The 14,169-nt window shown below is 44.8% G+C and carries 15 protein-coding genes; all 15 read left to right on the top strand.

Annotated features, from left to right (window positions below):
* The first annotated feature begins 74 nt into the window (after nucleotides 1-74).
* The 15 genes from accC (at nucleotide 75) to spoIVB (ending at nucleotide 14,131) form a co-directional block, all read left to right on the top strand.
* Entirely contained in the window at nucleotides 75-1,433 is a 1,359-nt protein-coding gene (gene accC, locus QMA13_RS21280; protein ID WP_282935742.1) for an acetyl-CoA carboxylase biotin carboxylase subunit, read from the top strand.
* A gap of 198 nt (nucleotides 1,434-1,631) precedes the next feature.
* On the top strand, nucleotides 1,632-2,042 hold the full coding sequence (locus QMA13_RS21275; RefSeq protein WP_028548779.1) for an Asp23/Gls24 family envelope stress response protein: 411 nt from the start codon (nucleotides 1,632-1,634) through the stop codon (nucleotides 2,040-2,042).
* 76 nt (nucleotides 2,043-2,118) lie between these two features.
* Nucleotides 2,119-2,679: an alkaline shock response membrane anchor protein AmaP gene (amaP, locus tag QMA13_RS21270; protein ID WP_282935741.1), complete on the top strand. Its 561-nt coding sequence runs from the start codon at nucleotides 2,119-2,121 to the stop codon at nucleotides 2,677-2,679.
* A gap of 14 nt (nucleotides 2,680-2,693) precedes the next feature.
* On the top strand, nucleotides 2,694-2,933 hold the full coding sequence (locus QMA13_RS21265) for a DUF2273 domain-containing protein (RefSeq protein WP_282935740.1): 240 nt from the start codon (nucleotides 2,694-2,696) through the stop codon (nucleotides 2,931-2,933).
* Nucleotides 2,934-3,075: 142 nt separating this feature from the next.
* Nucleotides 3,076-3,528 carry a transcription antitermination factor NusB gene (nusB, locus tag QMA13_RS21260; RefSeq protein WP_282935739.1) on the top strand — a complete coding sequence of 151 codons (453 nt, stop codon included), beginning with the start codon at nucleotides 3,076-3,078 and terminating at the stop codon, nucleotides 3,526-3,528.
* 47 nt (nucleotides 3,529-3,575) lie between these two features.
* Entirely contained in the window at nucleotides 3,576-4,445 is an 870-nt protein-coding gene (folD, locus tag QMA13_RS21255; RefSeq protein WP_282935738.1) for a bifunctional methylenetetrahydrofolate dehydrogenase/methenyltetrahydrofolate cyclohydrolase FolD, read from the top strand.
* A 3-nt stretch (nucleotides 4,446-4,448) separates the two neighbouring features.
* Nucleotides 4,449-5,825: an exodeoxyribonuclease VII large subunit gene (gene xseA / locus QMA13_RS21250; protein WP_282935737.1), complete on the top strand. Its 1,377-nt coding sequence runs from the start codon at nucleotides 4,449-4,451 to the stop codon at nucleotides 5,823-5,825.
* The gene (gene xseB / locus QMA13_RS21245) at nucleotides 5,800-6,057 is read left to right on the top strand and encodes an exodeoxyribonuclease VII small subunit (RefSeq protein WP_282935736.1); all 258 of its coding nucleotides are present in this window, start codon (nucleotides 5,800-5,802) and stop codon (nucleotides 6,055-6,057) included. Before xseA ends, xseB begins: the two co-directional genes overlap by 26 nt.
* On the top strand, nucleotides 6,054-6,959 hold the full coding sequence (locus QMA13_RS21240) for a polyprenyl synthetase family protein (RefSeq protein ID WP_282935735.1): 906 nt from the start codon (nucleotides 6,054-6,056) through the stop codon (nucleotides 6,957-6,959). Before xseB ends, QMA13_RS21240 begins: the two co-directional genes overlap by 4 nt.
* 181 nt (nucleotides 6,960-7,140) lie before the next feature.
* A complete protein-coding gene (dxs, locus tag QMA13_RS21235) occupies nucleotides 7,141-9,027 on the top strand; it encodes a 1-deoxy-D-xylulose-5-phosphate synthase (protein WP_282935734.1) in 1,887 nt (628 codons plus the stop codon).
* A 29-nt stretch (nucleotides 9,028-9,056) separates the two neighbouring features.
* Nucleotides 9,057-9,890, top strand: a complete 834-nt coding sequence (locus tag QMA13_RS21230) for a TlyA family RNA methyltransferase (RefSeq protein WP_282935733.1) — start codon at nucleotides 9,057-9,059, stop codon at nucleotides 9,888-9,890.
* Between the two features lie 154 nt (nucleotides 9,891-10,044).
* On the top strand, nucleotides 10,045-10,446 hold the full coding sequence (locus QMA13_RS21225) for a hypothetical protein (protein ID WP_282935732.1): 402 nt from the start codon (nucleotides 10,045-10,047) through the stop codon (nucleotides 10,444-10,446).
* Between the two features lie 82 nt (nucleotides 10,447-10,528).
* Nucleotides 10,529-10,978 (top strand): transcriptional regulator AhrC/ArgR, encoded by a 450-nt coding sequence (gene ahrC / locus QMA13_RS21220; RefSeq protein WP_079910785.1) that lies wholly within the window; start codon nucleotides 10,529-10,531, stop codon nucleotides 10,976-10,978.
* 14 nt (nucleotides 10,979-10,992) lie between these two features.
* Nucleotides 10,993-12,687 carry a DNA repair protein RecN gene (gene recN, locus QMA13_RS21215; protein WP_282935731.1) on the top strand — a complete coding sequence of 565 codons (1,695 nt, stop codon included), beginning with the start codon at nucleotides 10,993-10,995 and terminating at the stop codon, nucleotides 12,685-12,687.
* 115 nt (nucleotides 12,688-12,802) lie between these two features.
* Nucleotides 12,803-14,131: a SpoIVB peptidase gene (gene spoIVB, locus QMA13_RS21210; RefSeq protein ID WP_282935730.1), complete on the top strand. Its 1,329-nt coding sequence runs from the start codon at nucleotides 12,803-12,805 to the stop codon at nucleotides 14,129-14,131.
* Nucleotides 14,132-14,169: the final 38 nt, after the last annotated feature.

Genomic DNA, 14,169 nt, shown 5'->3' with positions numbered 1-14,169 from the left:
GCGTATGCAAAACTCAATAGTCATGCTTTCGAAGAAAGCTTTGCTTACGCAAAGCTCTCAGGAGGAGAATCTTAGTGAAGTTTCAAAAAATACTTATCGCCAACCGAGGAGAAATCGCGGTACGCATAATAAGAGCTTGTCAAGAAATGGGAATATCAACAGTTGCCGTATATTCTGAAGCGGATCGTGATGCGCTTCACGTTCGTCTAGCGGACGAAGCATACTGCATCGGACCGACATTATCCAAAGACAGCTATCTAAATTTGACCAATATCTTAAGTGTCGCTACTTTGACCGAGACGGATGCAATACATCCCGGCTACGGATTCCTAGCTGAAAATGCGGATTTCGCAGAGATTTGTGAAAGCTGCAATATTACTTTTATCGGCCCTTCTGCCAATGCTATTAGCAGAATGGGGGACAAGTCCGTTGCCAAGCAAACGATGAAAGAAGCCAATGTCCCTGTTATCCCTGGTTCGGACGGGCTTGTTGAAGATATGGAGGAAGCGATCCGTCTTGGACGTGAAATCGGGTATCCAGTTATCATCAAGGCTACTGCAGGCGGCGGAGGTAAAGGCATCCGTATTGCGGACAACGAAGAAATGCTGATCCAACAAATTACGACCGCACAACAAGAAGCCCAAAAAGCTTTTGGTAACGCAGGCGTCTATTTGGAAAAGTATTTGACTGGTATGAAGCATGTGGAGATCCAGATTCTGGCTGACAAGCATGGCAATGTCGTTCATCTTGGCGAGCGCGATTGTTCGGTGCAGCGCAGACGTCAAAAATTGGTCGAGGAAGCTCCTTGCTCCATCCTGACACCTGAAACTCGCGCCCAAATGGGTGAAGCGGCTGTTCGTGCGGCACAAGCGGTTAACTACTCTGGTGCAGGAACGCTCGAATTCTTGTTAGGAGCCGATGGTCAGTTTTACTTTATGGAAATGAACACTCGTATTCAGGTGGAACATCCGGTAACGGAATTGATTACGGGGATTGATATTATTAAGGAAATGATTCATGTTGCAGAGGGAGAGCCTCTTTCCTTCTCACAAGAAGATGTACAGATCAATGGCTGGTCCATTGAGTGCCGGATCAATGCTGAAGACTCGACTCGTAATTTTATGCCTTCAGCAGGTCAAATTCAATTCTATTTAGCACCGGGTGGATTCGGTGTGCGTGTTGATAGTGCTGCGTACCCCGGGTATACTATTTCACCGCACTACGATTCAATGATTGCGAAGCTGATCGTATGGGGTAAAGACCGTGATGAAGCGATTCAGCGTATGAAAAGGGCATTGTCGGAGTTTACGATTGAGGGCATCCACTCTACCATTCCTTTTCACTTAAAATTGCTGGAGCACAAGAAGTTTATCGCCGGTGATTTTGACATTAAGTTCCTGGAAGAGCATGATGTGAACGATCCTAATTCGTAATCCCTCGTTTGTCATATATTTAGGATAATGGTATAGTAATCGATAAGACAAGTTTTGTGAAATGACGCATATGCATAAAGTAAGCGCTGAATATAGGCTGCATGTTGGCAAGCTGTAGGTAAAGCCGTTAAGGTCTTTGCCTTTCAGCGTCTACTAAGTATGTTTTGCTATCGCAAAACTTCCAAGGAGGATCCTTTTATGACAATCATTGCTGCCGATTATGAAAAAACCGACATGGGCACGATACAAATTGCTCCTGAGGTAATCGAGATCATTGCTGGAATGGCTACCATCGAGGTACCTGGCGTAGCTGGGATGAGCGGTGGATTTGCAGGCGGTATTGCTGAGCTTCTGGGCCGCAAAAATATGTCCAAGGGCGTTAAAGTGGATGTAGGTCAACGTGAAGCAGCCATTGATGTTTCGATAGTGATTGAATTCGGCACTAGAATTCCGGAAGTGGCTTCTGGTGTGCAGCAAAATGTTAAGCACGCAATAGAATCAATGACAGGCTTGAGTGTTGTGCAAGTTAATGTACATATTCACGATGTTATCTTCAAGGGTGCAGACAAAGTGGAAGAGGTCGAAGTTACGCCAAACAGAGTCAAGTAGACACGTAAATATGCTCTTGGCAAACCCCCTTCAAGCCGTAAGGGGGTTTCCTCTAATTCGGAAGGAGTCCGGTTGTGTGATCAAAGTAATTGACAGATTGCTTTTATTCATTTTTAGTCTGGCTGTTTTGATCGGATGCGTTATTATGCTATTTTGCGCATTCGGATGGATTTCTTTTGAAAAGACCAAAACCTTTACATATGACGTATATTACGATATGGACACGGCACTTGTCTTCATTGCTATAACGGTTATCTTCGCATTGATCAGTATTCGTTTCTTGTTTGTATCGGTGCGCAGAGGCAAGTCCAATGTTCCATCCATTGATCAACGTACGGATTACGGCGACATTCGTATTTCTATGGAAACGGTAGAAAATCTTGCGCTGAAGGCTGCTCGTCGCGCTCGTGGCGTTAAGGATCTGAAAGCCCGTGTAAAGGTAAGTCCTGCTGGCTTGGAGATTATTATTCGTGCAATTGTAGATGGAGAAAGCTCTATTCCGCAGTTGACCGAGGAAATGCAGTCTGGGATCAAAGAGCATATTGAAGAAATTACAGGTATCCCTGTTGCTGTAGTCACTGTTTTTGTAGCCAATATTCAACAAGCATCCCCCACTTTTAAAAGTAGAGTGGAATAGAGGTGAGCTCCTAGATGTGGATACGGCTGTGGGAACAACTATGGGCAAATCATAGAGGCAAAACGATGCTGTCCATCATCGGAGTGCTGCTCGGAATCATCTATTTGATTTGTGGACTATGGGATATGTTAATTTTTGTCCTTATCGTATATACTTGTTATCATATAGGGAAAAGAGTCGATCGCGGCGAAACGGCGATTCCCGTTAAAGAAATGTGGCGCTGGTTAATGGACAAATGGAGATTGTTTAGATGAAATCCCTGGTTCTTTCCAAGGATTTTTTTGTTTGACTAAGAAGAACATGCATATGAACAAGGCTTTTTTTACGAAAAGCCAAAGCCTATGCTTACGAAGACGGCTTTCCTTTCAGGAAAGCCCTTAGGAGGAAACATATTTAATGAGACGCAGATTGGCAAGGGAACTGGCGCTCCAAAGCCTGTACCAAATGGAAATGAACGAAGTTAGCGCAAATGTTGCTATTGCACACGTAGTGGAAGAAGCGCAGACGGAGGACGAGGCACAGCTGACCAAGGAGCAGGACAAAATCGCTACCGAGGACATCCTGGAGCTGGTTGAAGGTACAGTGTCCCACAAGGAACGGATTGATGAGCTGTTGATGGATTACTTGAAAGGGTACAAAATGGACAGGCTATCCAAAGTGGATCGTGAAATTTTAAGATTGGCTACTTATGAAATGGTTTATCGTGATGATGTCCCTTCTAAGGTAGTCGTCAATGAAGCCATTGAATTGGCAAAACATTTTGGATCGGACGAATCCGGTAAGTTCGTAAATGGAGTTCTCGGGAAGATGATCAAGGAGCTTGACAGCATTAAGACGAAAAGTCTGTAATCGTTGATTGGATGTTTACCACACATCGTTGAGAGGGGAATTTCTTCATGCCTGCGCAGGTCATTAACGGAAAAGAGATTGTAAGTGCCTATCGAACACAAATCAAGGAAGAAGTGGAACAGCTGAAGCAAACGGGTTGTCAGCCGGGTCTTGCTGTTGTAATTGTCGGTGATGATCCAGCTTCCCATGTTTATGTTCGTAATAAAGCCAAAGCCTGCGAAGAAGCAGGTATTTATTCCGAAGTGCACAGTCTTCCGGAAAACACTCCCGAAGCCGATGTATTAGCTTTGATCGAGCAGTTGAACGGAAATGAGAAAATTCACGGGATTCTTGTTCAATCTCCCTTACCTAAACATATTTCGGAAGAAAAAATTGTTGAAGCGATTGCCGTTGAAAAGGATGCAGACTGTTTCCATCCTGTGAATGTGGGTAATCTAATGATAGGGAAAGAAGGCCCTGCTCCATGTACACCTGCGGGAGTTATTGATATCCTCAAACGCGTAGGAGTCGAAATTGCAGGTAAACATGCTGTTGTTATCGGTAGAAGCAACATTGTAGGTAAGCCAATGGCTATTTTGCTGCTAAGAGAAAACGCTACAGTAACGGTAGTGCATTCCAAAACTCCTAATATGGCGGAGATTACTCGCCAAGCTGATATTTTGGTAGCAGCTGTGGGCAAGCCGAAAATGATCAAAAAAGAACATGTGAAGCCGGGGGCTGTCGTTGTCGATGTCGGCATTAACCGTTTGGATACGGGGAAGCTCGCTGGAGATGTTGATTTTGACGATGTTCTTGATACAGCAAGCTACATTACACCAGTTCCAGGCTGTGTAGGTCCAATGACGATAACGGTACTGCTTCGCAATACATTGGAAGCAGCAAAACGGACTGCGGTCCAGTCCAAAGTGAACGGATAAGCGATGAGCCAAAAATCGATATTTTCAATCAAAGAATTAAATCGTTACATAAAAATGAAGCTAGAAAGCGACAATGTCATTCAGGATGTGTGGGTTCGGGGAGAAATCTCGAACTTTACCCATCATTCCAGCGGGCATATGTATTTCACATTAAAGGATACAGACAGCCGACTGAAGAGCATTATGTTCGCATCCCATAATCAACGACTTGGGTTTATTCCGCGGGAAGGCACGAAAGTGCTTGCTTGCGGAAATATTTCCGTGTATGAGAGAGACGGGCAATATCAATTTTATGTCACACAAATGCAGCCTGACGGCATCGGAAGCTTATATTTGGCTTTTGAGCAGCTGAAAAAAAAGCTGGAGAACGAAGGGCTCTTTGCTGTCTCCAGAAAGAAGGCTATCCCTAAGTACCCTAAAGCGATAGGTGTCATTACTTCACCGACAGGGGCTGCGGTACGTGATATTATGATTACACTGCAGCGGCGCTATCCGAATGTGCCTGTGCTGTTATATCCTGTCCTTGTACAGGGCAATCAAGCAGCGCCTTCGATTGTGAAAGCTATTGAAACGATGAATGCCATGAATGAAGTAGATGTCTTGATCGTCGGTCGTGGAGGCGGATCCCTAGAAGAGCTGTGGGCATTTAACGAGGAGAAGGTTGCGCGAGCGATATTTGCGTCATCGATTCCGATTATTTCTGCGGTCGGTCATGAAACCGATTTTACGATATCGGATTTCGTAGCGGATCTTAGGGCAGCGACTCCTACAGCAGCGGCTGAATTAGCAGTACCACACCACATGGAGCTTAAGCAGCAGCTGAGCTTCCTTAATCAGCAGTTATATGGCGGCTTGTCCAATCAATTGAAACGCGGCCGCGAAAGGCTGCAGCGCTTACAGCGTTCTCCAGTATTGCTGAATCCGAGACGTCAGCTAATCTTGCAACCGATGGAACGTTTGGATCGTACTAAAGAGCAGCTGGTTTTTCAATTGCGTGGGAAAATCGCCAAGCTGCAGGAACGGCATATGAAGCTGGATAAGCATTTATCCACTTTTAATCCAAGAGAGCAAACCATTTACGCCAGAAAACGGCTTGATGGGGCTGGCAAACAGCTTTTGCAAGCCATGCATCAGGCTAAAAAACAAAAACAGCAGCAACTCGTATCCGTGATGCGACACTTGGATGCGCTTAGTCCATTGAAGGTGATGCAGCGCGGTTACAGTCTCGTCTATGATGAGAGCGAGAAGCAACTAATAAAATCCATACAGCAGGTGCAACTTGGGGATGTACTTAAGCTGCGACTAGTAGACGGGCAAGTGGATTGTCATGTGTGGTCAATGGAGGAGAAGCAAAATGACAAAACCGGAAGCGACACCTAGCTTTGAAGAAGCAATGGACAAGCTTGAAGAGATTGTAGCAATGCTCGAAAGCGGAGATGTTCCTTTGGAACAAGCTATAGAGCTGTTTCAGGAAGGGATGAAACTGTCCCAATTATGCGGGCAAAAGCTCGAGCAGGTGGAAAGAAAAATCGAAATTTTGATGGATCAAGAAGGCGGACTAGTCAAAAAGCCATTCAATCCTTCATCTGATGAGGAAGGTGAACTTAAATGAGCACGGACGCTTCCATACGACACTATTTAGAGCAAAAGACAGCATTGATTGAAGCGGAATTGGCCGCATCTCTGCCCGAAATATGGAATATCCCTGACAGTTTGCGAGAATCCATGATGTATTCCCTGTTGGCAGGTGGAAAACGACTGCGTCCCGTTCTAGTGTTGGCTGCAGTTGAAGCATTGAGAGGAAGCACGGAGGAAGCAATTCCGGTGGCGCTTGCTGTTGAGATGATCCATACGTATTCGCTCATCCATGATGATTTACCGGCAATGGATAATGACGATTACCGAAGGGGCAAGCTTACGAACCATAAAGTGTATGGCGAGGCTATGGCTATTTTGGCCGGAGACGGTTTGCTTACCCATGCATTTTATTCGATCGTACAAGCCTATCGGGCTTATGATGTCCCGGCTGAGAAAATCGTGGAGATCGTTGAAGATTTGTCAAAACTTGCAGGCGCACCGGGTATGGTTGGTGGACAAGCGGCAGATATGCTCGGTGAGCAGGGCATTACAGGCTTGGAGCAGCTCGAGTATATCCACTTGCACAAAACTAGCGATTTAATCGTCTTTGCCTTGAAAGCAGGCGGGCACCTTGGCGGAGCAACACCAAAGCAGCTGCAAGCGCTGGAGAAGTTCGGACAACATGTCGGACTGGCATTCCAGATTCAAGATGATATCCTTGATCTGATCGGTGATGAAGAGAAGCTGGGTAAACCTGTTAAAAGCGATGAGAAGCAGCAAAAGGTGACCTATCCATACTTTGTTGGGATTGATGCATCCAAAGAAAAGGTCAGTCAACTAACCGATCAAGGCAAGCAGGCTCTCATTGATGCCGACTTCCCCTATGTGGAAAGGCTGCTTCAGCTTGCTGATTATTTACTTCAGCGAGACCACTAATCGATCAGGATGATACGCTGTTATCATTGGGTTCTCATCGATGTTTCATTTGAGGGCTTCTTGACCGGTGTGTTATAATAGTCTAAACCATTTTTTCATGATCTCGGTTTATGTACGGCTAATTAACTACTCAGTTCGATATATAGAAAAAAATTCAATCAAGGAAAGCGAGGGAACAAGCGTGCTGCTCGAACAAATCAATCAGCCTGAAGACTTAAAGAAGCTGTCAATTGAGCAACTGGAGCAATTGGCTGCAGAAACTAGACAGTTTCTTATTCAAAAGCTTTCAGTCACTGGTGGACACCTCTCGTCTAACCTTGGAGTCGTTGAGCTTACAATTGCGCTGCATTACTTGTTTAACAGTCCCGATGACAAATTTATTTTTGATGTGGGACATCAATCCTATGTCCACAAAATGTTTACCGGACGTATGGACAAGTTTGATACTTTGCGTAAATACAAAGGAATGTGCGGGTTTGTAAAACGCTCCGAGAGCGAACATGATGTCTGGGAAGCCGGACATAGCAGTACTTCCTTATCAGCAGCTATGGGTATGGCCATGGCACGGGATTTAAAAGGGGAGCATAACAAGGTTATCGCCATTATTGGTGATGGTGCATTGACTGGTGGTATGGCTTTTGAAGCTATGAACCATATCGGTCATGAGAAAAAGAACCTGATGGTTATTTTGAATGATAATGAAATGTCTATCGCTCCTAACGTAGGAGCCCTTCATAACTATTTGGGCAAAATACGCTCGGACCGCAACTATGTGAAAGTAAAAGAAGAAGTCGAGTATTTGATCAAAAAAATTCCGGCAATCGGAGGCACTTTGGCGAAAACGCTGGAGAAAGTCAAGGATTCGCTGAAGTATATGGTCGTTAGTGGAGTTTTGTTCGAAGAGCTGGGCTTCACTTATTTTGGACCTGTTGATGGAAATAACCTTCCTGTACTACTAGAAACACTGAAGCAGGCTGAGAAGGTGGAAGGACCGGTTATGGTCCATGTGCTGACTCTTAAAGGAAAGGGCTATACTCCAGCTGAAAAAGATTCCTATGCATGGCATGGAGCTAGTCCTTACAAGATCGAATCCGGACAAATGCTGAAATCAGTAGGTCCTCCTATGTATACCGACGTTTTCGGTAACACATTGATTGAACTTGCCAAGCAGGACGAACGGATCGTCGCAGTGACACCGGCTATGCCTAGCGGTTCCGGTTTGACCACCTTTTCAAAGCATTTCCCGAATCGTATGATCGATGTTGGCATCGCTGAGCAGCATGCAGCTACGTTATGCGCGGGACTCGCTAGTGAAGGAATCAAGCCTGTTTTTGCGGTTTACTCGACCTTCCTTCAGCGGGCGTACGATCAAATAGTGCATGATATTTGCCGTGCGAACTTGAACGTTATTTTTGCAATCGACCGTGCCGGATTTGTCGGTCCTGATGGGGAGACGCATCAAGGAGTTTATGATATTGCTTATATGCGCAGTATTCCTAATATCGTTCTCATGATGCCTAAGGATGAGAATGAGCTTCGGCATATGCTCAAAACTTCGGTTGAGTATGACGATGGTCCTATCGCTGTTCGTTATCCGCGAATTGCCGGACTCGGAGTCTCTATGGATGAACCGCTACGCACGATTCCTATCGGCAGCTGGGAAGTGTTAAGACCAGGAGATAGCGCAGTAGTGCTTGCAGTTGGACCTATGATTCCTATAGCAATGGAAGCAGCGGAGCAGTTGAGTAAAGAAGGCGTGCAGCTTCGGGTTGTCAACGCAAGATTTATTAAACCGCTGGATGAAGCGATGCTGCTTCAGTTGGCGAAAGAGCATGTTCCGATTATTACATTGGAAGAGGGAGCTCAACCAGGCGGTTTCGGAAGCGCGGTGCTTGAATTTTATTCCAGCCAAAGCATTTACGGATTGCAAGTTAAAATTATCGGAATTCCCGACTATTTTGTAGAGCATGGTTCTGTCCCTGAACAGCGTAGAGAAGTCGGACTTACAGTAGATCGTCTTGTATCCGATGTGCAAGCGCTGATGCCGCGTAAACGGCAGCGGGCCTAGCATGCCCGAGAAAGTAGGAGCAACAATAGATGGCAGCAGATAAAGAACGTTTGGATATACTCCTCGTGGAGCAAGGATTTTTTGAATCAAGGGAAAAAGCGAAAGCTTCCATCATGGCTGGACTTGTATTGGTTGATGATGAGCCGTTGGATAAAGCGGGTACGAAAATTGCCCGCAGCTCCAAAATTATAGTGAAGGGTGCCATTCATCCTTATGTCAGCCGCGGAGGTCTTAAGCTGGAAAAAGCGTTAAAGCTATTCCAGATTGATCTTAATGGAGTGACCATGCTCGATATTGGGGCTTCGACTGGGGGATTTACGGACTGCGCCCTTCAAAATGGGGCATCTTATGTTTATGCTATAGATGTTGGCTACAACCAATTGGATTGGTCCCTTCGCAGTGACTCACGCGTAAATGTCATGGAGCGCACCAACTTTCGTTTTATGCAGCGGACGGATTTGCAAGGCCCTAGCCCTTCGTTCGCTTCGATAGATGTTTCGTTCATTTCGTTGAAGCTGATTTTGCCGCCTCTCAAAACGCTCCTAGTCGAGAATGGTGAGGTGGTTGCCTTAATCAAGCCTCAATTTGAAGCTGGACGTGAGAAAGTCCCAAAAACAGGCGTTGTGCGCGAACCGGCGGTCCATACGGAAGTGTTGCAAACGATACTGAGCTTCGCGGCAGACAACGGCTTTGTACTGAAGGGGCTGACCTTTTCGCCTATTAGGGGCGGTGAAGGGAACGTTGAATTTCTTGCCTTCTTCCGCTGCAATACCGAAGAATCTCCGATTTTTCCAGAAGCCATGGAAGATCAGATTAAGCAAGTGGTTAGCGATGCACAAAAGCTTCAAAACTCATCAGTTTGATGAGTTTTTTTCCGTTTTTGGAGGATATTGCTCCTGTTTTCTCGAATACTAAGGCTTGAGGTGAAGTGATGCCATGCAGAGCGGGGATGGATTTATAATCTTTCTCATTTTACTGGTGTTGGGAACCTGGCTTTTTTGGTACGTTCGGGTACGGATGAAGGAAACAGTAGAGCAAGGGCTGTATCCAGTTCCGGAAACTCAGGAAGTACCGGAGGATGAAGCAACGCGTCTTCTGGAAAGCGCAGGTTATACCGTTGTAAGCGGCAAACAGCGTATCCCCATGCAAATCACTATCAACGACGATGAACAGCTGCGAAGCCGATTGTTTATTGACTATTTTGCAGAGCGAAAAGGGTTGTATTACGCGGTAAAAATAGCCAAAGACCGCAAGCCCATGGAAATGACGGGAAGCTCCGTGCGTGATCATTTGCTCGTTTATCAGCTGCTGTATCCACAGACATCAGGAGTTCTTTACCTCGAGCTTCAACAAAGCAAAGTGAAGTTAATTATATTTAACTTGAATATTGACGATTCTGATGAGGAAGAAACAGGGTAAACCTAAACCTGACTCATGCTTTAAAAACTCAGCAAATGCTTACGAAGATGGCTTTCTATCGAAAGCCTTTAGGAGGTAAATCATGAAAGGCCAAAGGCATATTAAAATTCGGGAAATCATCACGAACAATGAAATCGAGACGCAGGACGAGCTGGTAGAACAGCTTAAAACGGCAGGATTTCCCGTTACACAAGCTACAATATCAAGAGATATTAAAGAGCTTCATCTCATTAAGGTGCCGTTGGATGACGGTCGCTACAAATATTCGGTTCCTGCTGACCAGCGCTACAATCCTATGCATAGATTAAAAAGAGCGTTAAACGATCATTTTGTACATATTGATTATACGGAAAATTTAGTGGTAATGAAGAGCTTGCCGGGAACGGCAAACGCTATTGGAGCGCTGATTGACAGTCTGGAATGGAACGAGATCATGGGCACGATTTGTGGGGATGACACCATTCTTATTATATGCCGCACTAAAGAACAGAGCGGAATGGTAGTTAATCAAATTTTATCCATGTTGAGTTAACGGGAGAGATAAAGATGCTGCTTGAAATGTCGATACGTAATTTAGCGGTTATTGAGGCCGTGCATTTGCATTTTCGCAAAGGGTTTCACGTGCTGACAGGGGAAACTGGAGCCGGTAAGTCCATTATTATTGATGCTTTGACTTTGATAGCGGGGGGGCGAAGCTCAGCCGATTTGGTTCGATATGGGAGTGATAAAGCGTCCATTGAAGCCTTGTTCCAGATCGAAAACGGCCACCCTGTGTGGAATACACTATCAGAGCTAGGAATCGAAGCGGATTCGGAGAACCATTTAATCATACGTAGAGAAATTACTTCACAAGGTAAAAGTACAAGCCGAATTAATGGGCAATTGGTCAATCTATCGGGTCTGAGGGAAGTCGGAGAGTGGCTTGTTAATATTCATGGACAGCATGAGCATCAATCATTGTTTCATGTGGAGGAGCATATTCGTTGGCTCGATATGTTCGGTGAACCCGAAATTGGTCCGGTGAAGCAGCAATATCAGCAGGCATTTCATGCCTACTCTAACATTCGGAAAAGCTTGAGGGATCTTGAGGAAGCAAGTAAGCAATCCTTACAAATGCTTGATTTATATCGCTTTCAGGTTGAAGAAATAACATCTGCTCAATTAAAACGCGGCGAAGATGAATTATTATTCGAAGAAAAACGCAAACTAGCAAATGCGGAAAAATTATATCAGCATGCCGCAGACGCTTATGATCTTTTATATTCTGGGAACAAAGGTCTCGACGCGATCAATAAAGCGATTCAAAAGATGGAGGATATTACAGGACTGGATCCCGAAAAGCTGAAACCTTTAGTTGAACAAGCGCAAAGTGCTTATTATCAATTAGAGGATGCGGCTTATCAAATCCGCGATTATAGAGATGATATCGAGTTTAACCCCTCACGTCTAGAGTATATTGAGCAACGACTGGATACCATCGCTTCTTTAAGAAGAAAATACGGGGAAAACGTAGATGAAATATTGAAGTATCTCGATAAAGTAACTGCGGAATTAGACCTGATTGAAAACAAAGATGAGAAGCTGCAGGAGCTGCAGAAAGAAGAAGAAGCAGCATTGCAAAAAACAAGAATACTAGCACAACAGCTTTCAGAAAAGCGTCAAATTATTTCCGAAAAGCTGGCACAAGAAATTGTTACCGAGCTGCGGGACTTACATATGGAAAGAACTCAATTCAAAGTTCAAATCATTTATCGCGACAATGCTCTAACCATCGATGGAGCAGACGAGGTTGAGTTTCTTATCTCAGCGAATCCGGGCGAGCCGCTGCGAAGTTTGAGTAAGATTGCTTCCGGAGGAGAGATTTCTCGGGTAATGCTTGCTTTAAAATCGATATTTGCACGAGTTGATCGTATTCCTGTGCTTGTGTTTGATGAAGTGGATACTGGAGTTAGCGGACGCGCGGCACAAGCGATTGCGGAGAAAATGTCCAAGCTGTCACGCGGCTGTCAAGTATTCTCCATTACCCATCTGCCTCAAGTCGCTTGTATGGCGGATGCTCATTACCGTATCCATAAGAACTCAGATAATGAACGGACTTATACTCATGTAGATGATCTTAATGTAGAAGGCCGAATTCACGAATTGGCACGGATGCTCGGTGGAGTCGAAGTGACGGGCAAGACGTTGGAGCATGCTCAAGAAATGCTGGATTTGGCTAATGAAAAGAAATCAAGGATATAAAGAAACAAGCGTGGCATCATTTTCACTTATAAAAGGGTAGGCGTGAGGATAACTTAAATGTACACAAGCGGCAATGAACAAAGCCGCAGCGAAGGAAGCAAGGGAGCGTGACACCGTGAGTTCCAACCACAGAAAAAGAATGATTGGATTAATGCTCGTCTTCTTCGTTTGTCTGGGTAGTTTATCCACGCCCTTCCAGAGTTTTGCGTCATTCCCTGAGGAGCTCAGGCTCTTCACTGGTCAACAGACTCATCTTCAATTGGCAATGCCGGTTAGCGCACAGGTGACAGTGAATGATCCGGAAATTTTGAAGGTCAATGGCTCGACTAAGCACTCATTTCAAGTGGATCTCCATCACCCCATTTCATTGGAATCCTACAAAGCAGGCCAAGCAGAAATGAAGCTGAAGCTGTTCGGAAAGATTCCTCTCAAAACCGTTAAGGTAAGTGTAGTTCCGGATCTTAAAGTGATTCCTGGCGGGCAAACCATTGGCGTAAAGTTAAAATCGGCAGGCGTTCTTGTTGTCGGACATCATTTGGTTGCTGTGGCGGAAGATAAAAAAATATCGCCCGGGGAAGACGCTAAAGTTCAGCTTGGAGACCTTATTGTCAAAATCAATGGGAAACCGTTGAAGGAGATATCGAGAGTTGCAGAGCTAACAGCGGAAGCAGGTAATAACAAAAAGCCTTTGACTTTAACGTTGAAGCGCAATAATGAATTAATTGATATTCAAATTCACCCTGCTTACGATATTGTAGACAAGGCTTATCGATTAGGTTTGTATATCAGGGATTCCGCCGCGGGTGTAGGTACTTTGACCTTTTATGCACCGGATCAGGGGGTATACGGAGCCCTAGGACATGTTATCACTGATATGGACACACAGACACCCATTACTGTAGGTTCAGGAGAAATTGTTCATTCCAATGTAACTTCTATTTCAAAAAGCCAGAATGGTGAGCCTGGGGAGAAGAGAGCCCAATTTTCAAAAGAAAGCAAAATATTGGGTAATATCGAGAAGAATACTCCATTCGGCATTTTTGGTAAAATGGAAGAGCTTCCCGAACATGGAATAACAAAAGAAGCGCTGCCTGTCGCTTTTGCTGAAGAGGTAAAAGAAGGCGCCGCTCAAATCTACACCGTAGTAAACGGTCAAAAAGTGGAGAAGTTCGATATAGAAGTGGTTCATGTGGCGAAGCAGGATTTTCCGGCTACTAAAGGGATGGTTATTAAAATAACAGATCCTCGCTTGTTGGAGAAGACCGGAGGTATTGTTCAAGGAATGAGCGGCAGTCCGATTATTCAGAATGGTAAAGTAATCGGCGCTGTAACACATGTCTTTGTTAATGATCCTACAAGTGGCTATGGCTGTTATATTGAATGGATGCTGCAGGATGCAGGAATCATGCTTAGAAACTCAAAACAGGAACTAAAGGCAGGATAAAATGCCTTTAGTTTTTCTTTTTGATGACTTCTATGTAG

Source organism: Paenibacillus sp. RC67, assembly GCF_030020805.1.
Taxonomy (GTDB): domain Bacteria; phylum Bacillota; class Bacilli; order Paenibacillales; family NBRC-103111; genus Paenibacillus_S.
This window is presented reverse-complemented; position numbering and strand designations above follow the sequence as displayed.